At 71.3% G+C, this 22,927-nt stretch carries 23 protein-coding genes; 12 read left to right on the top strand and 11 right to left on the bottom strand.

Features of this window, described 5'->3' with window-relative positions; genetic code table 11:
* Window positions 1-61 precede the first annotated feature (61 nt).
* Together MKK75_RS19960 and MKK75_RS19955 are read right to left on the bottom strand one after the other, a co-directional pair.
* The gene (locus MKK75_RS19960; RefSeq protein ID WP_244044257.1) at window positions 62-451 is read right to left on the bottom strand and encodes a transcriptional regulator; all 390 of its coding nucleotides are present in this window, start codon (window positions 449-451) and stop codon (window positions 62-64) included.
* Window positions 438-1,055, bottom strand: a complete 618-nt coding sequence (locus tag MKK75_RS19955) for a hypothetical protein (protein WP_244044256.1) — start codon at window positions 1,053-1,055, stop codon at window positions 438-440. Before MKK75_RS19955 ends, MKK75_RS19960 begins: the two co-directional genes overlap by 14 nt.
* Window positions 1,056-1,332: 277 nt before the next feature.
* Between MKK75_RS19955 and uvrB the strand changes: the two genes are divergently transcribed.
* Window positions 1,333-4,095 carry an excinuclease ABC subunit UvrB gene (gene uvrB / locus MKK75_RS19950; RefSeq protein WP_244044255.1) on the top strand — a complete coding sequence of 921 codons (2,763 nt, stop codon included), beginning with the start codon at window positions 1,333-1,335 and terminating at the stop codon, window positions 4,093-4,095.
* Window positions 4,096-4,100: 5 nt separating this feature from the next.
* Here the strand turns inward: uvrB and MKK75_RS19945 are convergent, their stop codons facing one another.
* Window positions 4,101-4,313, bottom strand: coding sequence for a hypothetical protein (locus MKK75_RS19945; protein ID WP_243904098.1), 213 nt, complete (start codon window positions 4,311-4,313; stop codon window positions 4,101-4,103).
* Between the two features lie 131 nt (window positions 4,314-4,444).
* On the opposite strand from MKK75_RS19945, the gene MKK75_RS19940 reads away from it, so the two are divergent.
* On the top strand, window positions 4,445-4,978 hold the full coding sequence (locus MKK75_RS19940; protein WP_244044254.1) for an ankyrin repeat domain-containing protein: 534 nt from the start codon (window positions 4,445-4,447) through the stop codon (window positions 4,976-4,978).
* A gap of 3 nt (window positions 4,979-4,981) precedes the next feature.
* Here MKK75_RS19940 and MKK75_RS19935 read toward each other — a convergent pair whose 3' ends face one another.
* Together MKK75_RS19935 and MKK75_RS19930 are read right to left on the bottom strand one after the other, a co-directional pair.
* Window positions 4,982-5,302, bottom strand: a complete 321-nt coding sequence (locus MKK75_RS19935) for an addiction module antidote protein (protein ID WP_244044253.1) — start codon at window positions 5,300-5,302, stop codon at window positions 4,982-4,984.
* Window positions 5,299-5,607: a type II toxin-antitoxin system RelE/ParE family toxin gene (locus tag MKK75_RS19930; protein WP_244044252.1), complete on the bottom strand. Its 309-nt coding sequence runs from the start codon at window positions 5,605-5,607 to the stop codon at window positions 5,299-5,301. The genes MKK75_RS19935 and MKK75_RS19930 overlap by 4 nt, the downstream gene beginning before the upstream one ends.
* A gap of 161 nt (window positions 5,608-5,768) precedes the next feature.
* Here MKK75_RS19930 and MKK75_RS19925 point away from each other — a divergent pair, with 161 nt between their 5' ends.
* The 5 genes from MKK75_RS19925 (at window position 5,769) to MKK75_RS19905 (ending at window position 11,753) form a co-directional block, all read left to right on the top strand.
* Window positions 5,769-7,478, top strand: coding sequence for a pyrroloquinoline quinone-dependent dehydrogenase (locus tag MKK75_RS19925; RefSeq protein WP_244044268.1), 1,710 nt, complete (start codon window positions 5,769-5,771; stop codon window positions 7,476-7,478).
* 56 nt (window positions 7,479-7,534) lie between these two features.
* Entirely contained in the window at window positions 7,535-7,954 is a 420-nt protein-coding gene (locus MKK75_RS19920) for an acyl-CoA thioesterase (protein ID WP_244044251.1), read from the top strand.
* A gap of 242 nt (window positions 7,955-8,196) precedes the next feature.
* Window positions 8,197-9,114, top strand: coding sequence for a transglycosylase SLT domain-containing protein (locus tag MKK75_RS19915; RefSeq protein WP_409567596.1), 918 nt, complete (start codon window positions 8,197-8,199; stop codon window positions 9,112-9,114).
* Window positions 9,115-9,197: 83 nt separating this feature from the next.
* Window positions 9,198-10,100 (top strand): alpha/beta hydrolase, encoded by a 903-nt coding sequence (locus MKK75_RS19910; RefSeq protein WP_244044250.1) that lies wholly within the window; start codon window positions 9,198-9,200, stop codon window positions 10,098-10,100.
* Between the two features lie 327 nt (window positions 10,101-10,427).
* On the top strand, window positions 10,428-11,753 hold the full coding sequence (locus MKK75_RS19905; RefSeq protein WP_244044249.1) for an O-antigen ligase family protein: 1,326 nt from the start codon (window positions 10,428-10,430) through the stop codon (window positions 11,751-11,753).
* A gap of 92 nt (window positions 11,754-11,845) precedes the next feature.
* Here the strand turns inward: MKK75_RS19905 and MKK75_RS19900 are convergent, their stop codons facing one another.
* A complete protein-coding gene (locus MKK75_RS19900; protein WP_244044248.1) occupies window positions 11,846-13,225 on the bottom strand; it encodes a CoA transferase in 1,380 nt (459 codons plus the stop codon).
* A gap of 93 nt (window positions 13,226-13,318) precedes the next feature.
* Here MKK75_RS19900 and MKK75_RS19895 point away from each other — a divergent pair, with 93 nt between their 5' ends.
* Genes MKK75_RS19895 through MKK75_RS19880 form a run of 4 tightly spaced genes read left to right on the top strand, consistent with a single transcriptional unit; the run spans window position 13,319 to window position 17,669 of the window.
* Window positions 13,319-14,956 (top strand): ABC transporter ATP-binding protein, encoded by a 1,638-nt coding sequence (locus MKK75_RS19895; RefSeq protein ID WP_244044247.1) that lies wholly within the window; start codon window positions 13,319-13,321, stop codon window positions 14,954-14,956.
* Between the two features lie 2 nt (window positions 14,957-14,958).
* The gene (locus MKK75_RS19890; protein ID WP_244044246.1) at window positions 14,959-16,179 is read left to right on the top strand and encodes a phosphopentomutase; all 1,221 of its coding nucleotides are present in this window, start codon (window positions 14,959-14,961) and stop codon (window positions 16,177-16,179) included.
* 8 nt (window positions 16,180-16,187) lie between these two features.
* On the top strand, window positions 16,188-16,379 hold the full coding sequence (locus tag MKK75_RS19885) for a DUF1192 domain-containing protein (protein WP_244044245.1): 192 nt from the start codon (window positions 16,188-16,190) through the stop codon (window positions 16,377-16,379).
* Window positions 16,380-16,382: 3 nt separating this feature from the next.
* Window positions 16,383-17,669 carry a leucine-rich repeat-containing protein kinase family protein gene (locus tag MKK75_RS19880; RefSeq protein ID WP_244044244.1) on the top strand — a complete coding sequence of 429 codons (1,287 nt, stop codon included), beginning with the start codon at window positions 16,383-16,385 and terminating at the stop codon, window positions 17,667-17,669.
* Window positions 17,670-17,788: 119 nt separating this feature from the next.
* Here MKK75_RS19880 and MKK75_RS19875 read toward each other — a convergent pair whose 3' ends face one another.
* The 5 genes from MKK75_RS19875 to fliL form a co-directional block, all read right to left on the bottom strand.
* Window positions 17,789-18,388 carry a cysteine hydrolase family protein gene (locus tag MKK75_RS19875; RefSeq protein ID WP_244044243.1) on the bottom strand — a complete coding sequence of 200 codons (600 nt, stop codon included), beginning with the start codon at window positions 18,386-18,388 and terminating at the stop codon, window positions 17,789-17,791.
* 366 nt (window positions 18,389-18,754) lie between these two features.
* A complete protein-coding gene (locus MKK75_RS19870) occupies window positions 18,755-19,609 on the bottom strand; it encodes a MotE family protein (RefSeq protein WP_244044242.1) in 855 nt (284 codons plus the stop codon).
* Entirely contained in the window at window positions 19,606-20,103 is a 498-nt protein-coding gene (locus tag MKK75_RS19865) for a DUF6468 domain-containing protein (protein ID WP_244044241.1), read from the bottom strand. Before MKK75_RS19865 ends, MKK75_RS19870 begins: the two co-directional genes overlap by 4 nt.
* Before the next feature lie 17 nt (window positions 20,104-20,120).
* The gene (fliM, locus tag MKK75_RS19860; RefSeq protein ID WP_244044266.1) at window positions 20,121-21,338 is read right to left on the bottom strand and encodes a flagellar motor switch protein FliM; all 1,218 of its coding nucleotides are present in this window, start codon (window positions 21,336-21,338) and stop codon (window positions 20,121-20,123) included.
* A gap of 28 nt (window positions 21,339-21,366) precedes the next feature.
* Window positions 21,367-21,927: a flagellar basal body-associated protein FliL gene (gene fliL, locus MKK75_RS19855; RefSeq protein ID WP_244044240.1), complete on the bottom strand. Its 561-nt coding sequence runs from the start codon at window positions 21,925-21,927 to the stop codon at window positions 21,367-21,369.
* 253 nt (window positions 21,928-22,180) lie between these two features.
* Here fliL and flgF point away from each other — a divergent pair, with 253 nt between their 5' ends.
* Window positions 22,181-22,921 (top strand): flagellar basal-body rod protein FlgF, encoded by a 741-nt coding sequence (gene flgF, locus MKK75_RS19850; protein ID WP_244044239.1) that lies wholly within the window; start codon window positions 22,181-22,183, stop codon window positions 22,919-22,921.
* Window positions 22,922-22,927: the final 6 nt, after the last annotated feature.

Genomic DNA, 22,927 nt, shown 5'->3' with positions numbered 1-22,927 from the left:
CAGTGCGTATCGCTGAAGTTTATCGGGGCGGCGTTAACAGTCTCGGGACGATCTAACGGTCTCAGGCCGGTTTCGTGGCCGGATCGAGGCCGCGCCGGCCCGATTCCGGACCGGATGCGGCGGCCTCCGCGGCGTCCCGGACGACCTGCTCCAGGACGCCGAGATAGCCGATGAAGCGCTGGCGCCCGCTCGCGGTCAGCCGGCACACGGTCTGCGGACGGTTCTGCGCGAATCTTTTCTCAAGGGTCACGAAATCCGCCTCGCTGAGAACCGCGAGATGGCGGCTCAGGTTGCCGTCGGTCAATCCGCACAGGCGCTTGAGATCCGGGAAGGGCAACCCCTTCGGGTGAGCCACCAGGGAGGTCAGCACGGAGAGCCGCGCCCGCTCGTGGATGATCCGGTCCAGCCCCTCGTAGGAGAAGCGGCCGTCGTCGCGATCAGAGGCCGTCATCGAAGGCCCGGGCGCCGCGGTGGATGATCGCAGCCAGCCAGGTCTGGCCGACCAGGAAGGGCAGGCCCATGGCCCAGGGCGAGAGGAGCCGGGTCTCCGCCGAGAAGGCGAGCACGCCGAGCCCGGCGAGCAGATACCACGCGCCGACGCCCTGGACGCCCCGAGGCAGGATCCGCGCCGAGGCGAACAGGCCCAGGCCGACCAGAACCTGCCAGAGGCCCGGCAGCATCCAGACCTCCTGGGGCGCGAACCGGGCGATCACCAGCGCGAGGCAGGCCCCCGCGCCTGCGGCCGGCAGGAACACCTCGATGGCGTTCCACACCATGGCGTCCGCGAGGCCGGAATGCAGGCGGCGCGTCCGCCGCACCGCCTCGATGCCGATCATCGCGAAGGCCGCCAGCGCGGCCGCGATCCAGAGGCCGAAGAACAGGCCGGTCCGCGCCGCCGGATCGCCGAGCCACAGGGCTTGGCCCGTCGCGCAGGCCAGCGCGAGGCACCCGGTGCCCGCCACCGTCGCCGCCCCCACGCCGCGGAACGCCGTGTCCCGGGCGATCTGCGAGCGGATCGCCACGATGTCGGCCAAGGCCTTGTCCAGATCCTGCATCCGCCTCAAGCTCCGGGCCGCCTATGCTTTGCGGCGCAAAGTAACGGCCCGGACGATCCGTCGCAAGCCGTTTCAGGTGGTAGGACGGCCGGTTTTCCTGGCCGGTGATTGGCACACCTCGTCAGGATCAACGCGAAATCTGCTTAAAAGTTGTATTCACTTCATCGTTGGCCCGGGACGAGCGCGGCGTGACGCCCCTTCGGTTGCCGGTGCGATACGGCAAAACTCCCCGCGCGACAGGGTTTCTCGCGGCGACCGGGCGGCCCATATTGGGTGCATGCCCGCTCCGAAGAAATCGCGCGCCGCGTCCGTGTCGGCCACGTCCGCCAAGGCGTCGAAGCCCGAGCTGAAGCCGCTCGATACCTATCTCGCCGCGTTGTTGAACCCGGCGCTCAACCGCACCAGGCCGGCGCCGATCGAAGCGCCGCCCGAGCCGCCGGCAAAGGCACCGGCTCGTCCGGGCAAGCCCAAGGGGCGCGACGGCAAAGGCGGGACCACGCCAGCCGCCGCGCGTCGTGCGGAGATCGCCCGCGACGGCTTCGCGGAGGCGCCGCAGGCCGGGTACGCGCTGGGCGACGCCGCGGATGTCGACCCGCGCCTGGCCCAGGCCCTCGGCCTGACCCCGCCCGAAGACGGACCGGTCCCGGAGGGCGCCGACCTGCCCGATCCCGGTGGCGACGGCGGCGCCTCGGCGACGGTCACGGCGCTGGAGCGGCTGCTGACCGAGGGCAACCCGCTGTTCAAGGACGGCCAAACCTGGGTTCCGCACCGCCCGGAGCGCCCGAAGAAGTCCGAGGGCGGCGTCAGGTTCACGCTGAAATCCGAGTTCCAGCCGGCCGGCGATCAGCCCACCGCCATCGCCGAGCTGGTCTCCGGCGTACAGGCCCATGAGCGCGATCAGGTGCTGCTCGGCGTCACCGGCTCGGGCAAGACGTTCACGATGGCCAAGATCATCGAGGAGACGCAGCGCCCGGCCCTGATCCTCGCGCCCAACAAGACCCTGGCCGCGCAGCTCTACGGCGAGTTCAAAACGTTCTTCCCTGACAATGCGGTCGAATATTTTGTATCTTATTACGATTATTACCAGCCCGAGGCATATGTCCCGCGCTCCGACACGTTCATAGAGAAGGAGTCTTCGATCAACGAGCAGATCGACCGGATGCGCCACTCGGCCACCCGCGCCCTCCTGGAGCGCGACGACGTGATCATCGTCGCCTCGGTCTCGTGCATCTACGGTATCGGTTCGGTCGAGACCTACACGGCGATGTCGTTCACGGTCTCGCTCGGTGAGCGGATCGAGCAGCGCCAGCTCATCGCCGACCTCGTGGCGCTCCAGTACAAGCGGATCCAGTCCGACTTCGCCCGCGGCACCTTCCGGGTGCGCGGCGATTCGATCGAGCTGTGGCCCGCCCACCTGGAGGATCGCGGCTGGCGGATCGGCCTGTTCGGCGACGAGGTCGAGAGCATCGTCGAGTTCGACCCGCTCACCGGCAAGACCATCTCCGAGCTGAAGTTCGTGAAGGTCTACGCGAATTCGCACTACGTGACGCCCCGCCCAACGCTGCAGCAGGCGATTAAGGGCATCAAGAGCGAGTTGAACGCCCGAATCGAGGAGCTCACCAAGATGGGCCGGCTGATCGAGGCCCAGCGGATCGACCAGCGCTGCACCTTCGACATCGAGATGATCGAGGCCACCGGCGCCTGCAACGGCATCGAGAATTATTCGCGCTATCTCACCGGCCGGAAGCCGGGCGAGCCGCCGCCGACGCTGTTCGAATATCTGCCCGACAACGCCCTCGTCTTCGCCGACGAGAGCCACGTCACCGTGCCGCAGATCGGCGGCATGTACCGGGGCGACTTCCGCCGCAAGGCGACGCTGGCCGAATACGGCTTCCGGCTGCCCTCCTGCCTCGACAACCGGCCGCTGCGCTTCGAGGAATGGGACGCGATGCGGCCCATGACCGTCCACGTCTCGGCCACACCCGGCAAGTGGGAGATGGAGCAGACCGGCGGCGTCTTCGCCGAGCAGGTGATCCGCCCGACCGGCCTCGTCGATCCGGTGATCGAGATCCGCCCCGCCCGGAGCCAGGTGGACGATCTGCTGGGCGAGGTCCGGGAGGTGGCCCAGGCCGGCTACCGGACCCTCGTGACCACGCTGACCAAGCGCATGGCCGAGGACCTGACCGAGTACCTGCACGAGAACGGCGTGCGGGTGCGCTACATGCACTCCGACATCGACACGCTGGAGCGGATCGAGATCATCCGCGACCTGCGCCTCGGCGCCTTCGACGTGCTGATCGGCATCAACCTGCTGCGCGAGGGTCTCGACATCCCGGAATGCGCCCTGGTGGCGATCCTCGACGCCGACAAGGAGGGTTTCCTCCGCTCCGAGACCTCGCTGATCCAGACGATCGGCCGCGCGGCCCGCAATGCGGATGCACGCTGCATCCTGTACGCGGACAATATCACCGGCTCGATGGAGCGGGCGATGGCGGAGACCGAGCGGCGGCGCGTCAAGCAGCTCGCCTACAACGAGGAGCACGGGATCACGCCGCAGAGCGTGAAGCGCGGCATCGCCGACATCCTGAGCAGCGTGTTCGAGCGCGACCACGTCCAGGTCGATACCGGGCTCGCCAAGGACGCGATCACGGTGGGCCACAACCTCAAGGCCGTGCTGGCGGATCTCGAGAAGCGGATGCGGTCGGCCGCCGCCGATCTCGACTTCGAGGAGGCGGCGCGCCTGCGCGACGAGCTGAAGCGGCTTCAGGCGACCGAGCTGCTGGTCTCGGACGACCCGATGGCGCGCCAGGGTGACGTGGAGCGCGAGGCCGGCAAGTTCGGCCGGAAGCCGCCGCGCGGGGCGGGGGGCAGCCGCATCGCCAAGCCCGACCTCGACAATATGGGCCCCGGGACGGACCGGGAATTGCCGGTGGGTGGCGCCGCGCCGGCCTGGCAGGAGCGGCCGAAGCCGCGTTCGACGCAGGGACTCGGCGGGCAGAAGCCCAAGTACAAGGGCGGGGGCGGTCGCAAGCGCGGGTGATCGCCTCAGGCGGCCTCGTGGTCCCGGCGATACCCGACGGCGACCTCGCCGGCATCGACGATGGCTTGTGCGATCCGCACGACGAGGCCATTGCAGGCCTCGTCGTAGGCGTGTGCGTTCGCCTGAACGGCCGCCTCCGCCACGGCCCCCGCCTGTTCGCGCACGATCTCGCGGGCGGTCCGGAGCGCGTCGGCGTAGGGCTCAAACGGTCGTGGCATCGTTGCGCTCCGGAGACGCGGGGTCTTCTGGCCGGGATCGGGAGGCTGGAACGAGCGTCGCGACGAAACCGTTCCCGGGGACGCAGCGCCGCCTCGGCGCAGGTCGGATCCGGCTGTGAGACGAGCACGTGATGGCCTCAGACCCGAACGCACGCCCCACCCTCGACGACGACACCCTCGCCTTCGCGGCCCGGGTCTTCCAGTACGCTCGGATGGGCCACGCGGAGGAACTGGCGGAGCTTTTCGGCCAGGGTCTTCCGGCCAACCTGCGCAACGACAAGGGCGACAGCCTGCTGATGCTCGCCGCCTATAACGGCCAGGCCGAGGCGGCCCGGGTGATCCTGGAGGCCGGCGGCGACCCGGAACTCGCCAACGATCGCGGCCAGACGCCGCTCGCCGGCGCGGCCTTCAAGAACGACCTCGCGATGGCGCGGCTGCTGCTCCAGCACGGGGCCGCGGTGGACGGGACCGGCGACGGCACCCGCACCGCCCTGATGACCGCCGCGATGTTCGACCGGACCGAGATGGTCGCTCTGCTCCTCCAGCACGGCGCCGACCCGGACCGGCGCGACGGCTCCGGCCAGAGCGCCGCCGACATGGCCCGGGCCATGGGCGCGCAGGCGACCCCGGGCCAGCTCGACGGGGCGGGGCGGGCGGCGGGCTGAACGTCAGCCGCGATCCGCGACCGCGGGGGACTGTGATGGGATTACGGCCATCGTCAGCCCGAGAGCCGCAATCACCCGCTGAACGGTGTCGAGGCTCGGGTTTCCGCCCTGCGACAGGGCCTTGTAGAGGCTCTCGCGTCCGAGGCCGCTGGCATCGGCCACGGCCGTCATGCCGTGGGCCCGCGCGACGTCGCCGAGCGCCTGCCGGAACGCTGCGGGATCGTTCTCCTCCAAGGCCGCCGAAAGGTAGGCGGCGGCCTCCGCGGGCGTGCGGATATAGGTGGCCACATCGAAGGGGCGCGTCGGTGTCGTGCCGTTCATCATGCGCTGCTTGCCCAAACCGTGCGTGCGAGATCGCGGGCCCGGGCGATGTCGCGCGTCTGCGAATCCTTGTCGCCGCCACACAGGAGAATGACGATCCCGCCATCGGCACGCTCGACGAAGTAGACACGGTAGCCGGGACCTGTATCGATCTTCATCTCGCTAACCCCACCGCCGACCGGGGCAACCTGGCCGCGATGACCCTCCTGGAGGCGCACGATCCGGCGCAGGATGCGGGCACGGCCTGCGGCATCGCGCAGCCGGTCGATCCACCGGTCGAACACCTCCGTGGTCAACACGCTGGGCAAAGTCAGTATCCCATAAGATACAAACGATCGCAACGGCGCCCGATATCCGTGGGGGATGCATCCTTGGCGGGACAGGCGACCGAAGAACGGGGAGACGAAACGCCGTGCCGCCCATCACTCGGATCGACACAGGATTCTGGCTCGCTTGCGCGGGGCTGGTCATGGCGCCATTCGGAGCCTCCGCCGCCGAAACCCCCTGGCCGGCCTTCGGCCACGATCCCAGCAACCGCAACTTCTCCGAACTGACCCAGATCGACCGCGACAGCGTCGCTCGGCTGCGCCCCGCCTGGATGTTCCAGACCGGGATCACCGGCTACTTCCAGGCCCAGCCCGTGATGGTGGACGGGACGCTCTACCTCTCGACCACGCAGAACAACGTCGCGGCCCTCGACGCGAAGACCGGCAAGCCGCTCTGGACCTACACGCACAAGCCGCGCACGGATAAGATCTTCGGGCCGCCCTCGAACCGCGGGCTCGCGGTCTCCGGCGGCCGCGTCTTCGAGGCGACCATGGACGGGCGGCTGATCGCCCTCGATGCGAAGACCGGCAAAATGGTCTGGGACAAGGAGGCGGTCCGCCCGGAGGAGGGCGAGACCGAGACCGCCTCGGGCCTCGCGGCGACCCTCGGCGGCAAGCCCGTGCAGGGTTCGAGCCGGCTCGGCTTCAAGATGCCGCCGCTCGTCGCCAACGGGCTGGTGATCGTCGGCGTCACCGGCGCGGGCTACGGCCTCCACATCGAGGACGCGCAGGGCGGCCTCGACGGCGGCGCGGTGGTCGGGATCGAGGGCGGCTACGGGCGGCGCGGCTGGCTCGCGGCCTACGACGCGAAGACCGGCGAAGAGCGCTGGCGCTGGTACGTGACGCCCGCCGAGGGCTGGGAGGGCGGATTTGTCGAAAAAACCGCCGACGGCACGCCGCTCCACCGGGACATCGCGGCCGAGAAGGCGGCGGCGCCCGCCAACCGCGAAGCGTGGCGCGTCGGCGGCGGCTCGCTCTGGATGACGCCGGCCTACGATCCCGATCTCGGCCTGATCTTCCTCGGCACCGGCAACCCGGCGCCGCAGAATTTCGGCCTCTCGCGGCCGGGGGACAACCTCTACACGATGTGCCTCGTCGCCCTCGACGTGAAGACCGGCACCCTGCGCTGGTACTACCAGCAGGTCCCCCACGACGAGTGGGGCTACGACGTCGCCGCGCCGCCCTTCCTGCTCGACATGCCGGGCGGGACGAAGGCGGTGGCCTCGGCGAGCAAGACCGGCTGGATCTACGTCCACGACCGCGCGACCGGAAAGCTGCTGGAGCGCTCGGCGCCGCTCCTCGACCAGAAGAACCTGTTCGCGCCGCCGACCGCCGAGGGCACGGTGGTGGCGCCCGGACCCCTCGGCGCGGTCTCGTGGCCGCCCACCGCCTATGACGGGCGCCTCACCTACGTCCAGGTCCGCCACGGGGCGACGACCTACACGGTTAAGACCGTGCCGGCCGCCGCGGGCCGCCCGGAGATCCACTACACCGAGACCGGCGAGGCGAAGAGTGAGCCGTCCTTCAGCACGCTGACCGCGGTCGACTTGACCGGGGGCGGCAAGATCGCGTGGTCGGTACGGTCGGAGAGCCGGCTGTCGGGTGGAACGCTGGCGACCGCGGGCGGCCTCGTCTTCTCGGGCGAGGAGGACGGCTACCTCGACGCCCACGATGACCGCGACGGCCGGGTGCTCTGGCGCTTCCAGTGCGGGGCCGGGATCAGCGGGCCGGCCATGACCTACGCGCTGGACGGCAAGCAGTACCTCGCGGTGGCGGCGGGCGGCGCGTCCTACACCAAGGCGTCGGGCTTCGGCACCGGCGACGCATTGCTGGTCTTCGCCCTGCCCGATTGACCGCGCCCGAGCTTGGCGGAAAGGGTTCAAACCGACAGCGGGGGCTCGTCCCGACCATGACAGAGGGCCAGCGCGCGGACGGCGGGATCGCCGGCACCCAGCCGACCGATCGTGGCCCGCCGGTGATCCGAACCATCGCGATGCCGGCCGACACCAACCCGGCCGGCGACATCTTCGGCGGCTGGCTGATGGCCCAGATGGATCTCGCCGCCGGCAATGTCGCGGCAAGGCGGGCGCGGGGGCGCTGCGCGACCATCGCGGTGGAAGCGATCACCTTCCACCACCCGGTCTTCGTGGGCGACGAGGTCAGCCTCTACGCGTGGCTGGTGAAGGTCGGGCGCTCGTCCCTGCGCATCCAAGTCGAGGTCTGGCGGCGCGAGCGGGCGGGCGAGGCGACCATGAAGGTCACGGAGGCAACCTTCACCTTCGTGGCGATCGGCGCGGACCGCCGCCCGCGCCCGGTCCCGCCGGAATAGGGACGTTCCTCAGGCCGCTCTGGGGAACGGCTCCCGGAGCGTCGGGGTCGCCCCCGGCGGGCTGTTGGAGGCCGCGCGGCCCTTCCCGGATGCCTGGAACGCGGCGGAAGGCGATCCGGGATCCAGAGCGCAACGTCGCGCGGCGTTCATCGGGATCAAGCCGCGCCGCTGAACCGAACCGCCGATGCTTATGCGCTGCCGGGATCAATTGATCCGCAACCGAAGGTCGCTACAACGCCGATGTGAACAGCTCACGCCTGCGCCGCGCGGCGCTCCTCGCCCTCCTGCTCGTCGCGGCGCGTCCGGCGGCGGCCGTCCCCACCGAGGGGGCGACCGAGACCGTCGAGCAGGCGCTCTGCCGCCTGATCGACGACTCCGCCAAGGCCCGGAACCTCCCCGTCCCGTTCCTGACGCGCCTGATCTGGCGCGAGAGCAGTTTTCGCGTCGGCGTGGTGAGCCCGGCGGGGGCGCAAGGCGTCGCACAGTTCATGCCCGGGACGGCCCGTGAGCGCGGGCTCCTCGACCCGTTCGATCCCGAACAGGCGATCCCGCATGCCGCCCATCTGCTGGCCGACCTGAAGGGCCAGTTCGGCAATCTCGGCCTCGCGGCGGCGGCCTATAACGGCGGCGCGGGGCGGGTGAGCAGATGGCTCGCGGGCGATGGCGGCCTGCCCGAGGAGACTCGCGCCTACGTGGCCGCCATCACGGGCGTCCCGGTCGACGACTGGCGGACCGGCCCCGCCAAGGCGATCGAGTATCCGGAAGGCGGCGCCCCCGCGAAACCGGAGGCCAAGGACGCCAAGGACGCCCCGCCGGCGCCGCCGCAGACCTGCCTGCAGGTCACCGCCAGCCTGCGCATCCCGTCCCGCGGCGACCGCTTCGCCCTCGGCCCCAACGAGGGGCCGGCCGCGCCCTGGGGCATCCAGCTCGCCGGGAATTTTTCCAAATCCCTGGCGCTCCAGAGCTTCAACCGGGCGCGGAGCGCCTATGCGGGGGTGATCGGCGAGGTGCGGCCGATGATCATCGGGACGCGCCTGCGCAACCGCGGCACACGGGCCTTCTACCGGATCCGCATCCCGGCCGAGAGCCGTCAGGCCGCGGACGGCCTGTGCGGCCGGATCCGGAAGGTCGGCGGCGCCTGCCTCGTGCTGCGGACCTGATTTTTCGCGCTTTGCCGCGCCACCGTCATCAATCCGCCCCGAGGACGATGCCGTATGAGCCGGTCGCGACAACCGGATGGGATATGACACGACTCTTCACCGCGCTGGCCAGCCTCCTCTGCCTCGGGCTCGCGGCGTTCGGGTTCAGCGCGGCCTCGCCGCTCTCCCTGTTCGACGCGATCGGGCCGCGCGATCCCGGCGGCCGCCTCGCCGCGAAGGATCAGCCCTTCGGTGAAGGCCCCCGGCGGCGCCTCGACGTCTACGTCCCCACCGCCGGGGCCGAGAACGCCCCGGTGCTGGTGTTCTTCTACGGCGGCTCCTGGCAGAGCGGCGCGAAGGACGATTACGCCTTCGTCGGCCACGCGCTCGCCGCGCAGGGCTTCGTCACGGTGCTGCCGGACTACCGGCTCTATCCGGAGACGGCTTTCCCGGGCTTCCTCGATGACGGCGCGGCAGCGCTCGCCTGGGTGCGCGACAACATCGCGGCTTACGGCGGCGACCCGCGCCGGATCGTGCTGGCCGGTCACTCCGCCGGCGCCTACAACGCCCTGATGCTCGGCCTCGACCCGCGCTACCTGACGGCGGCCGGCGTCGATCCGAAGGCGATCAAGGCGGTGGCCGGCCTGTCCGGCCCCTACGATTTCCTGCCGCTCGATCAGGACACGACGATCAAGGTGTTCGGCAAGGCGCCCGATCAGGCGGCGACCCAGCCGGGGCACTTCGTGGGTCCGCTGTCGCCCCCCGCCTTCCTGGCGACCGGGGATTCCGACACGGTGGTGAAGCCCCGCCACACGGTGAGCCTCGCCGCCCGTCTGCGCGCCGAGCACGTGCCGGTGCAGGAGCGGATCTATCCCGGGCTCGACCACAAGGACACGCTGCTGGCCCTCTCGGTGACCTTCCGCTCGAAAGCGCCGGAACTCGCCGAGATGGCGTCGTTCCTGATGCGGCAATCGGCCGGCCGGTCGCAGTATACGATGCGGCGGTGAGCGCGGCAGGCCTTCGTCAAGGTTATCGCGCGATCGCTGGGTGCAATCTTTGATTTGCCATCGCGTGGGCTGAGCCCGGCGTTAGAATGATGCTGCGGCGGACCAGCCGTCCCAAACGGAAGCGACGATCATCCAACCCAATCCCCTCATCCTGAGGTGCCGGAGCGCAGCGTAGGCCTCGAAGGAGCCTTCCAGGGATCGCGCGGCCGGCTGGAGCCCGCCTTCGAGGTGCGCTTCGCGGTCACCTCAGGATGAGGGGGATGGGTGGGATCATCCGAGCGCTCTCCCGGGACCGCGATGGTGGCGGGCTCAGTGGTGGAACACGACATGGCTTCTGCGGACGCGGCGATCGGCATTCCGGCTGACGGACGGCAGCGCGGCCTCGCGGGGCGCGACGTGCCGGACGTGGTGCGCGTGCTCCTCAACGGGGCGGTCTTCGTCCTGCTCTGGAACCACGTGTGGCTCAAGGACCTGTCCGACCGGTCGATCCTGGCGGCCTCCGAGGATGGGAGCCTGCTGACCCAGGTGCTATTCCTCGTGGCCGGCGGCGCCATGGCGCTGGCGATCCGCCGGATCGGCGTCCGGCACCTGCAGCCGCTGATGACCCGGCCCCTGCTGCTCTGCGCCGTCTGGCTCGGCCTGACGACTCTGCTCTCCATCGAGCCGAGCCTGTCGCTGCGGCGCCTGGCGCTCTTCGTCATCGCGGCGATGCTCTCGGCGGGGGTGCTGATCGTCGCCCGCTCCCCGCGCCAACTCGCCCTGAGCCTCGCCGGGGCGGCCCTGGTGATCGTGCTCGCCTCCTATCTGGCGGTGGCCTTCGTGCCGAGCCTCGCCATCCACTCGGCCTTCGACGTCAATTCCGACCCGAGCCACCCGGGTCTCTGGCGCGGGATCTTCCCGCAGAAGAACGAGGCCGGCGCCGCCATGGTGATCCTGGTGATCGTGGGCCTCTACGTCGCGACGGCCGCCAACCGGGTGCTCGGCTGGGCCATCGTGCTGCTGGCGGCCGGGTTCCTGCTGGCGAGCGGCTCCAAGACGGCGATCGTGCTGCTGCCGGTGATCCTTGGCGTGACGGGACTCTGTCAGGTGGTGACGGGCGGATTCGCCCGGGGCCTGCTGCTGCTCGGCCCGGTGGCCGGGTTCTCGCTGATCTCGATCGGCTCGGTGCTGGTGCCGTCAATCCAGGAGGCGGTCGGGACGCTGCTGACCGACGCGACCTTCACCGGGCGCAGCGAGATCTGGCAGTTCGCCATCGACAACATCCTGATCCGCCCCTGGCACGGCTGGGGGATCGGCGCCTTCTGGATGACCGAGCGGACCATGTATGCCGGCTCCGAGGAGCTGACCTGGGTCAACACCGTCGACCACGCCCACAACGCCTATCTCGACACGGCGCTGATCGGAGGCCTGCCGTTCCTGGCGCTGACCGTTGCGGCCTTCGTGCTCGCGCCGGTGCGCGACCTGCAGCGCGTGGCCGGCGGCGCCCGGCTCGACGCGGAGACGATGCTGTTCCTGCGCCTCTGGTTCCTGGGCCTCGTCTCGGCCTCGTTCGAGACAGTGCTGTGGAACGGCAACAACGCCACCTGCTGTCTCTTCATGATGGCGGTGTTCGGCCTGCGCCTGCGGACGCGCTACGCGCTGGCGGCGGGCTGAAAGCCGATGCTGGCGCGCCTCTCTCCCGAGAGCACGGCGCCCGCGGAGTGCGGCCCGGAGCCCGGCCTAGGACGCGCCGGGGAACGGCATCGTCATGTCGACACGCCGTCGGCCGCCCAGTCCGGCGCATCGTCCCCGAGGCGGCGCGCCGCCCGCGCCCAGTGCATCGGGACACCGGCCATCGCCACCGGGGGCCGCAACCGCCGCGCCGGTCCCCACGACGTCGCTTCGATCCCGGGCGCGAGATCCTCCGGCGACGCGTCCGGGCAGGGGGGTTCGGGCTCCGCCGCACCGGCCTCGACCAGCAATGCCGCCGTGCGGGCCAGGGAGAGCCGTGCTGCGCCGCCGGTCCCGTCGGCGAGCCGGCGCGCCAGCAACCGCAGCACAGCGGCGGCCATCATGTAGCCGGTGGCGTGATCGAGCGCCTGGACGGGCAGCGGCACCGGCTTGGCGGCCTGCCGCCAGTCCTGCCCCGCCTGCGCGATGCCGGTGCTCATCTGGACGAGGCTGTCGAAGCCGCGCCGTCCGGCCCAGGGGCCGGTCCAGCCATAGGCGTCGAGGCAGACCTCGACGAGGCCCGGCGCCAGGGCCCACCGGGCCTCCGCGCCGTATCCGAGACCGTCCAGAGCCCCGGGCCGGTAGCCGTGGACCAGGACGTCCGCCCCCGCGAGCAGCGCCTCGAAGGTCGTCCGATCGGCGTCGCGGCGCAGGTCGAGCCGCGCGCAGGTCTTGCCGAGGGTCAGCTCCGGCTCGATGGGCGCCTCGTTCCAGTCGGGCGGGTCGATCCGAAGCACGTCGGCACCGAAACCGGCGAGGAAGCGCGTCGCCACCGGCCCGGCAAGCACCCGCGTCAGGTCGAGCACGCGCAGGCCGGCGAGCGGGCGGCCGGATCGGGGTGTCCAGGCCGAGCCCGACCGCTCGCGGCCCGGATCGACCCGAACCAGCGGCTCTCCCGCCACCGCGCGTCCCTGCGGATGCGCCGCCCAGTCGACGAGACCGCGCATCTCGGCCGCGCAGCCGCCCTCGGCGAGGATCGCGATCTCCAGCTCGCCCTTGGCCCAGCCCGACACCGCCCGCGCCATGCCACCGCGGTCGACCTGCGGACCGAGCACGCGCTCGGCCGCGGCCCGGTGATGCGGCGCGTTGGTGTGGAGCCGGATCCACCCGTCCCGGGTCTCGTAATCGCCCGCGACCGGATCCCAGGGATCCGGCACCCGCCAGCCCTCGGGCCGCAGCGATGTCGCGCACCAGCAGGAAGCGAGCCTCCGATCCACGCTCACCGGGCCGGTCAGCCCCGCGACCTCCGCGAGCGCCAGCGCGGCCGCCCCGACCGAGCCGGCCACGAGGTCGCTCACCGCGAAGGCGGAGGGCAGGGCGCCGGTGCCGGTGACCTGCAGGCGGCCGAGGACAGCGGGCGGCCCGTCGAGCGCCTGCCAGATCCGGGCGGCGAAAGCGTGGGCGCCAACCGTCATCGCGATCTCCCGTAGGGTCCCCCGGGGGTGGGCGGACGATCGTTGCGGCAGGATAGACTAGGGCCGCCGGCCGGGCACGCTATAAGAGACCGCATGACGTTGGATGAAACCCAGCCGCTCCTCGCCGTCGAGGACCTGTCCGTCGCCTTCCGCTCGCGGGAGGGCGAGACCCGGGCGGTCGACGGGATCGGCTTCACCATCCGGCGCGGCGAGACCGTGGCGCTGGTCGGCGAATCGGGCTCCGGCAAGTCGGTGACGGCGCTCGCCATCCTCCGGCTCCTCGACGGCGCGGCGCGCCCGACGGGGCGGATCCTGTTCAAGGGCCGCGACCTCGCGGGCCTGCCCGAACGCGAAATGCGCGACGTGCGCGGGGCCGACATCACCATGGTGTTCCAGGAACCCATGACCTCGCTCAACCCGCTCCACACGATCGAGCGGCAGATCGGCGAGGTGCTGGGCCTCCACCGCGGGCTGACCGGCAGGGCAGCCAAGCGCCGGATCCTCGAACTCCTCGACCTCGTGGGCCTGCGCGACGCGGAGAGCCGCATGGGCGCCTACCCGCACGAGCTGTCCGGCGGCCAGCGCCAGCGGGTGATGATCGCGATGGCACTCGCCTGCGAGCCGGACCTGCTCGTCGCCGACGAGCCGACCACCGCGCTCGACGTCACCGTCCAGGCGCAGATCCTGGCGCTGCTGGCCGAGCTTCAGAAGCGTCTCGGCATGGCGATGCTGTTCATCACCCACGATCTCGGGATCGTGGAGCGGATCGCCGACCGGGTCTGCGTGATGCTGAAGGGCAAGATCGTGGAGGCCGGCGAGACCGGGGGGGTCTTCGCGAACCCGCAGCACGAATATACCCGCCGCCTGATCGCCTCGGAGCCGAAGGGCCGCGCCAACCCGATCCCGCCCGACGCCGCGCCGCTCCTGGAGGCCGGGCCGCTCAAGGTTTGGTTCCCCCTGAAGGCGGGCCTGCTCCGGCGGGTCGTCGGCCACGTGCGGGCGGTGGACGGGGTCTCGCTCCGGGTCCGCGCCGGCGAGACCGTGGGGGTGGTCGGCGAATCCGGCTCCGGCAAGACCACGCTCGGCCTCGCCCTGCTGCGTTTGACCGCCTCGGAAGGCCCGATCGTGTTCCTGGGCAGAACCATCGACGGCTTCGGCGTCGCGCAGATGCGGCCGTTGCGCAAAGACATGCAGGTGGTCTTCCAGGACCCCTACGGCTCGCTCTCGCCGCGCATGTCGGTAGCCGACATCGTGGCCGAGGGGCTGGTGGTGCAGGGCGCCGTGCGCTCCCGGGCCGAGCGCCGGGCCGTGGTCTCGAAGGCGCTGGCCGATGTCGGGCTCGACCCGGCCGCCATGGACCGCTACCCGCACGAATTCTCCGGCGGCCAGCGCCAGCGCATCGCGATCGCCCGGGCCATCGTGCTGAACCCGCGCTTCGTCGTGCTGGACGAGCCGACCTCCGCGCTCGACCGCTCGGTCCAGGCGCAGATCGTGACGCTGCTGCGCGACCTCCAGCGGGAGCGCGGGCTCGCCTACCTGTTCATCAGCCACGACCTCAAGGTCGTGCGGGCGCTCGCCAATTACGTGATGGTGATGCAGAACGGCCGCGTGGTCGAGGAAGGCCCCGCCGAGACGATCTTCTCCGATCCGCAGACCGCCTACACTCGCGCCCTGTTCAAGGCCGCCTTCGCCCTCGACAGCGATGCGCCGACCGAGCTGGAGCCCGCCTGACCGTGCCGCGCGCGCTGCTCATCGTCCTCGATTCCGTCGGTATCGGCGGGGCACCGGATGCCGAAGCCTACGGCGATGCCGGCTCCGACACGCTCGGGCATATCGCGGAACAATGCGCGGCGGGGCGCGGCGACCGGGCCGGCCTGCGCGCCGGACCGTTACGCCTGCCGCACCTCGCGTCCCTGGGGCTCGGCTTGGCCGCCGCCGGCGCCGCGGGGCGGATCCCCCCCGGTCTCGCCCCCGCAGGCGAGCCGGACGGGGCCTACGGCCATGCGGTCGAGACGGCCGCCGGCAAGGATACGCCCTCCGGCCACTGGGAGATCACCGGCCTGCCCATGCCGGAGCCCTGGGGCCACTTCCCCGAGACGCGGCCGACCTTCCCGCCCGAGCTCACCCGGGCCCTGATCGCCGAGGGCGGCCTGACCGGCATCCTGGGCGACCGGCACGGCTCCGGTGTCGCCATCATCGACGCGTTCGGGCCTGAGCACATCCGGACGGGTAAGCCGATCTGCTACACCTCGGCCGACAGCGTGTTTCAGATCGCCGCCCACGAGGAGGCATTTGGGCTGGAGCGGCTCTACGACCTCTGCCGCCTCGCGCGCCGCCTGTGCGATCCCTACCGGGTCTGCCGGGTGATCGCCCGCCCCTTCGTGGGCTCGGCGGAGGCGGGCTTCCGCCGCACCGGCAACCGCAAGGATTTTGCGGTCGAGCCCCCCGGCCGCACCCTGCTCGACCGGGCCGAGGCGGCGGGCCGCAGCATCGTGAGCGTCGGCAAGATCGGCGACATCTTCGCCCACCGGGCCACCGGCCGCGAGATCAAGCCGGGGCCGAACGCCGCCTGCCTGCAGGCGGGCCTCGACGCCCTGGAGGACCTGCCCGACGGCGGCCTGATCTTCGTCAACCTCGTCGATTTCGACACCGAGTACGGCCACCGCCGGGACGTGCCGGGCTACGCGGCCGAGCTCGAAGCCTTCGACGCGCGCGTTCCGGAGATCCGGGCGGCGCTGCGCCCCGGCGACCTCGCGCTCGTCACCGCCGATCACGGCAACGATCCGACCTGGACCGGGACCGACCACACCCGTGAGCAGGTGCCGGTCCTGGCCTTCGGCCCCGGCGTGAGCCCGGGCTCCATCGGCCGGCGGGACAGCCTTGCCGATATCGGCGCCACTCTGGCGGCCCATCTCGGCCTGCCCTGGGACGGCGCCGGACAACCCTTCCTGTAGGAGGACAGATGCGGGACGACGAAGACCGGCCGCGCAGGGCGATCGCGCACGAGATCGGCCAGCCGCTCGACACCCTATCGCTCGCGGATCTCGACGCGCGCATCGCGCTGCTGCGCGCCGAGATCGTCCGGATCGAGGCGGCGCGGGCGGCCAAGCAGGCGGCGCAGGGGGCGGCCGACGCCTTCTTCAAGCGGGGCTGAGTTTTGGACCGGACCGAAACCCTCGCGGCCCTGCGGCGCGGCGACCTCCAGGGCACCCGCGAGCTGCGCCTGCCCGACGGCCTCACGGCGGTGCCTCAAGAAGTCTTCGCGCTGGCCGACACGCTCGAGGTGCTGGACCTCGGTCGCGGCAGCCTGACCGACCTGCCGGCGGATCTCGGGCGGCTGCGCCACCTGCGCGTGCTGTTCGCCTCGGGCAATCCGTTTCCGCGCCTGCCGCCGGTACTGGGCGAGTGCCCGGCGCTGAGCCAGCTCGGCTTTCGCGGCTGCGGCATCCGCGAGGTGCCGGCCGAGGCCCTGCCGTGCGACCTGCGCTGGCTGACGCTCACCGACAACCGGATCGAGACCCTGCCGGCCGCCCTCGGCGCGCGGCCGGCCCTGCAGAAGCTGATGCTGGCCGGCAACCGGATCGCGACCCTGCCCGACAGCCTGTCGGCGGCCGACAACCTCGAGCTGATCCGGCTCGCCTGCAACCGCATCGACGCGCTGCCCCCCTGGCTGACGCGCCTGCCGCGCCTCGCCTGGATCGCCTATGCGGGCAATGCCGCCGAGCCGGTGACGGAGCCCGCCCCGGCGGCGCGGGTGCCCTGGGACGAGCTGGCGGTCGGCGCGCTGCTGGGGGAGGGCGCCTCGGGCCGGGTGTACCGGGCGGTCTGGCGCGGCGAGGCCGTGGCGCTGAAGCTGTTCAAGGGCGCGATGACGAGCGACGGCCTGCCCGCCCGCGAGATGGAGGCCTGCCTCGCCGCCGGCACCCATCCGGCGCTGACCGGGGCACTCGGCCGGCTCGATGGCCATCCCGAGGGCGCCGAGGGGCTCCTGCTCCGGCTCCTGCCGCCGGATTGGCGCGTGCTCGCCGGGCCGCCGAGCCTCGCGAGCTGCAGCCGCGACGTCTACGACCCGGGCCTCCGCCTCGATCCGGAGCGCGCCCTGCGGATCGCGCGGTGCGTGACGGAGGCGGTGGCCCACCTGCACGGGCGCGGGCTGATTCACGGCGATGTCTACGCCCACAACACCCTCTGGGACGCCGCGACCGGCGCGGCCGTGCTCAGCGATTTCGGCGCGGCCTCGGCGCTGCCGGAGGGTGAGACCGGTGTGGCGCTGGCGCGGATCGAGGCGCGGGCCGTGGGGATCCTGCTCGGCGAGCTGCTCGATTGCTGCGACGCGCCTCCGAATGGCTTGCGGGCTCTGGAGCGCGCCTGCACCGGGCCCGATCCGGCAGAGCGGCCGAGCCCGGCGCAGGTGGCGGCCGCGCTGGAGCGGATCACGGCCTGAGGCTCGTAGCCCTCATATCATCGCGAGCGCAGCGAAGTAACTTAGAGTAGCGCGACATCGATCGAGGGGGCACGATGCTGGATTGCTTCGCTGCGCTCGCAAGGACGGCCTCGCCGATCTCAATCCAGGATATCGGCCTGTCGGCGCGCCACCACGGCGAACAGGTCGCCGAGGGCGGCGAGGCTCGCGGCCTGGAGCTGGGCGGCGGGCACCTTGGAGCCGTCCGGCCCGGGCAGGTCCCGCGTCGCCGTGGCCGCGGCGACGACGGTCGGGCGGAACCCGAGGTTGAAGGCGCTGCGGGCGGTGGAATTCACGCACATATGCGTCATGAAGCCCGCCAGCACGACGTCCTTCACGCCCGCCGCCTCCAGCTGCGCCTGAAGGTCGGTGCCCACGAAGGCGCTCGGATAGCTCTTGGTGATCACCGGCTCGTCGGCCTGCGGCGCGACCTCCGGGCTGATCTGGCCGATCGGGGCGGTGAGGTCGTAGGGCGAGCCCGCCCCGGCATCGTGGCGGATGTGGAAGACCGGGATGCCGGCCTGGCGCGCCCGCTCCAGGAGATCCGCCGCCTCGCGGATCGCGGGCTCGACGCCCTCGAGGCGCATGATCCCCGCGCGGTAGGTCTGCTGCAGATCGATGAGCACGAGGGCCGAGCCCTTCAGGGCGGCCGGCTCCGGGCTGAGACCCGACAGGCCGCGCAGGGTGGCGAGTTCGGACATCCGGTGTCTCCAGGGTGCCGCTCGGCTGCCGCGGCGGTACCGGACCCTACACCGCGCCGCCGGAACCGCGCCACCGGCCATAGGTGCAACGAGCGCCCGGGCGGTGCCGCGGCGCGCTTGGGTGACGACCCAGCCCTTTTAAGGTGTTTGACGCTCGCCTTGCCGGTCAGCCTCCGCCGTCATCGGGAGCGCAGCGAAGCGACCCAGGGCAGCGCAACCTCGGCGGGCGTGGCACCGACTGGATTGCTTCGCTTGCGCTCGCAAAAACGGTGCGCGGATGAAATGCCCACCACGCCGTTGATGATCGCGCAGAAAACCTCACCCCGCCGCCGGTTGGAAACACCTTAAAGGGGCTGGGTTACAACCTTACCGCCCCGGCACCCCCGGATCGATCGCCGGCAGCTCGTTCGCCGGCAGGCCCGCGCCGGCCTGGGCCTGCGCGCCGGCCGCGCCGCGGGCGCGGTTGGCGAGCGCCACCGTCAGGCGCTCGGCGGTCTCGGGCTGCATCACGGCCAGCACCTCGGCCATCTTGCGCGGGTTCATGGCCAGCACGATCGGCACCAGCACCTCGTGGCCGAGCCGGTCGAACACCCGGGCGGCGTCCTTGGGCTTCATCGACTCGTACATCGTGACGATGTTCTTGAGGCCCTGCTTCTCGGCCTCCTCCTTGGCCTTGGCGACCGCCTCGACCTTGTCCTCGGCCTTCTTGAGATCGCCGAGCCCGGTCTCGAGCTTCCGCTCGGCCTCGCCGAGCATCTTCTCGCGCAGCTCCAGCTCGTCGCTCTTCTGGCGCAGGACGTCGCGCCGGGCGCCGAGCTTTTCGAGGAGCAGGCGCTCGGTGGGCGGGGCCGGCCCTTGCGCGGCGGGCGGCGACTCCGGGGGGGGTTCGGGCGGCTTGTCGGCGGGCGCGGGCTTCTCGTCCTTGGCGCCCACCGATCCCGTGGTGACGGGGTCTGGGATGTCGAAGCCGGTGCGGGCCCGGGCCACCGCCCGCCCGTAATCCGGCAGCGCGCCGCTCTCCGGCAGGCCGGCCTGGAGCAGGCTGAGCAGCTTGAGCACGAGGAGCCCACCGGCCGCCAGCGCCACGGCGTCGACGAGGCGCAGCCGAATCGGCCGCGCCGGCTTGGGACGTACGCTGCGCCGCGCCGCGCCGGCACGGCGCAGCTTCTCCTCGGGATCCGGCTTCGGGAGCGGGATCTTCGGAGCCTTGACGCCGGTCATGCGGCGCGCGCCCGGACGCGGGCCAGCGCACGCTCGCTCATGGCGAGCGCCGCCGCGGCGGCGGCGCCAAGGCGCTCCCCGTTCGGGCTGGCGGGCCCCGTCCGGGGCTGCACCGGCTCGGGCGCCGACGGCGCGACGGGCGCCGGCTCGGGCCGGGCCGGCACCGCGCGCATTTGCGCCACGATGGCACCGATCCGGGCCACCACCGTCTCCCCGGCCGCGACCTGCTCGGTCAGCTCTTCGGCCCGCGCGCTGGCGGCCTCCAAGCGGGCGTTGAGGGTGCGGTCGGATTCGTCGATCGCGGCGCGCAGGCCCGCGATGGCCCGCTCGGCGGTGCCGGTGGCCACCATCAGGTCGCCGATCGTCTGGCGGAGCGCCGCCTCGTCGCCCTTGAGCTGACCGATCCGGCGCGACAGCCGCAGGCAGGTGACGATGGTGGCCGCCAGCAGGACCGCCACCAGGATGTCGGCCGCGAGGGTGACGAAGAGACTCATGCCGGGACCCTCACGCCCTAATTGTCCGACCGGTTGTTCATCGAGGCCTCATAGGCCTGGATGGTCGTGCGCGAGCGGCGCAGGGGCCGGGTCACCTGCACGGCGATGTGGCCGTCGACCCGGCCGATCCGCCCCTGCGTCAGCGCCCAGTCGCCGCAGCGGACGGTGATCAGGTCCGACGGCTTGGCCTCGAACATCAGCGTCTCGCCGACCTTGAGGCTCATCACCTGCTTCAGGGGCAGCATCATCTCGTGCAGCACCGCCTCCATGGTGACGTCAGCCTGCCAGATCTCGGTGGCGAGGTGGCCCTCCCAGACGTGGTCGCGGCCGAGCTTCTCGCCCATGAAGCTCTGGGTGAGCAGTTCCCGAATCGGCTCGATCGTCGCGTAGGGGAACAGGATCTGCAGCATGCCGCCGCGCCCGTCGACGTCGAGGCGCAGGCTGATCAGGATTGCGGCGTTGCCCGGCCGGGTGATCGTGGCGAAGCGCGGGTTGGTCTCGATCCGGTCGATCCCGAAGCTCACCGGCGAGAGCGGCTGGAACGACATCTCCAGATCGCCCAGCACGATCTCCACGAGGCGGCGCACCAGCGTCATCTCGATGGCGGTGAACGGCCGCCCGTCGAGGCGGCTCGACGTACCGCCGCGCTTGCCGCCGAGCAGCAGGTCGAAGGTCGCGTAGGCAAGGTTCGAATCGACCGTGACGAGGCCGGAATTCTCCCATTGCTCGGCCCGGAACACGCCGAGCAGGGTCGGCAGCGGGATCGCGTTGAGGTAGTCGCCGAAGCGCACCGAGGTGATGTTGTCGAGGGTCACCTCGACGTTGTCCTGGAACAGGTTGCGCAGGGAGGTCGACAGCAACCGGATCATCCGGTCGAAGACGATCTCCAGCATCGGCAGGCGTTCGTACTGGACGACGCCCGAATCGACGATGGCCTGCACGCCCCCGGCCCCCGAGGCCGAGAGCTCGCGCATGGAGAAGCCGAGGACGCCGTCGATCTCGTCCTGGTTGAGCACCCGGTCGTTGCCGGCGAGTTCGGGGAGGTTGTCGGTCTCCCCGTCCTCGATCATCGTCGCCCATTCGGCGGCGACGTCGCCCGCGTTGCGCGTGGTGCCCTGCTCGGCCAGCGCCGCGCCCCATTCCTCGGCGAGCGAGGAATCGCCGCCCTCGGCCCCCTGCTCCAGAAGGGCTGCCGACCAGTCGTCCTCTGGGAGTTCGTCCTCGGGATCCATCAGGCGTGCGCCGGAACGGTCTGGGGGTTGGTCACTGGACGATCACGTCCTTGAACAGCACAGCCTCGACCCGGGCCGGATAGAGGGCGATGTTGACCCGGCGCAGCAACTCTTCCCGCAGCCGGAACAGGCCCACCGAGCCGGTGAGGTCGCTGGCGCGCAGTTCGCGCATGTAGACCTGCAGCGCGTCCTCGACGCGCGGCATGAGCGGCTTCACCTCCTCCTCGACCTTGGCATCCCTGAGTTCGAGGGAGAGGCGCACCTTGGCGTACTTGGTCTTGTCCTGCGGCTGTTCGGGGCTGAGGTTCAGCACCATCTCGCGGACATCGACGAACACCACGGCCTTCTTGCCGTCCGGGCCGGCCTTGTCGCCGCCCCCGTGGCCGCCGCCATGCCCGCCCCCGGGCGAATCGGCGGCCTCCGCGCCGTCGCCGTGGCCGCCACGGCCCATCATCAGGAAGGCGCCCCCGCCGCCGCCGAGCGCCAGCACGGCGGCGGCTACGATGATCATGAGCTTCTTCTTGCCCTTCGGGGCGGCGTCGGCTCCGGCCTCGCCCTCCTCGGCAGAGGCCTTCTTGGGCTTCTTGGCCATGGAATAATGCTCTCTCGCGGATATCCGCGCTCGGGTACGCCCCGATATCGAAGCATCACGGTTAACGCGCCGTTAAGCGGGCAATTCCTGCCGGGCGAGGTTTGCCGCAGCGCATGCGCGACCTGCCGACAGGGCAACCGAATCCTGAGCCAAGCCATTCGAATTGCGAACGAAATCGGCCCCGGCGGCGCTGGCATGGCGCATGCTGAATGGATCGTTGCCGCCACCGCGGCGGCGAGTCCCAGAGTTCACGATGCAGAATGCCCTCTTCATCGGCGTGTCGAGCCAGATGGCGCTCCAGCGCGAGCTGGACGTGATCGCCAACAACATGGCGAACGTCTCGACCAACGGGTTCAAGTCCCGCAGCAGCCGATTCCAGGAGTACCTGATGCCGGTGGCGAGGGCGGATTCCTTCGCCCGGCCGGACCGGCGCCTCTCCTACGTCATCGACCAGGGCACCACCCTCGACCTCGGCCAGGGTCCGATCGAGCAGACCGGCAACCCGCTCAACGTCGCCGTCAAGGGCGCGGCCTTCATCGCCGTGCAGACGCCCCAGGGCGAGCGCTACACCCGCAACGGCGCCTTCGAGGTCAACCCGCAGGGCACCCTGGTGACCAGCGACGGCTACCCCGTTGCGGGCGACGGCGGCCCGATCGCGATCAACGCGCAGGAGACCGGGCTCGCGATCGGCAGCGACGGCACGGTCTCGACCAACCTCGGCATCCGCGGCCGGATCAAGCTCGTCACCTTCGCCGACCCGCAGGCGCTCACCAACGAGGGCGGCAACCTCTACGCGGCGCAGGAGGCCGGCCAACCGGCCGGTCTCGAAGGCCGCCTGGAGGCCGGGGCGCTGGAGCGCTCCAACGTCCGCCCGGTGATCGAGATGACCCGGCTGATGGACGTGAACCGCACCTACACCATGGTGTCGAGCATGATCTCGCGCCTCGACGACTTGCGGGGCTCGGCGATCAGCCGCCTCGCCAACGTCGCGTAAGGGGGC

The sequence above is a fragment of the Methylobacterium sp. J-030 genome, assembly GCF_022829545.1.
GTDB lineage: Bacteria > Pseudomonadota > Alphaproteobacteria > Rhizobiales > Beijerinckiaceae > Methylobacterium.
This window is presented reverse-complemented; position numbering and strand designations above follow the sequence as displayed.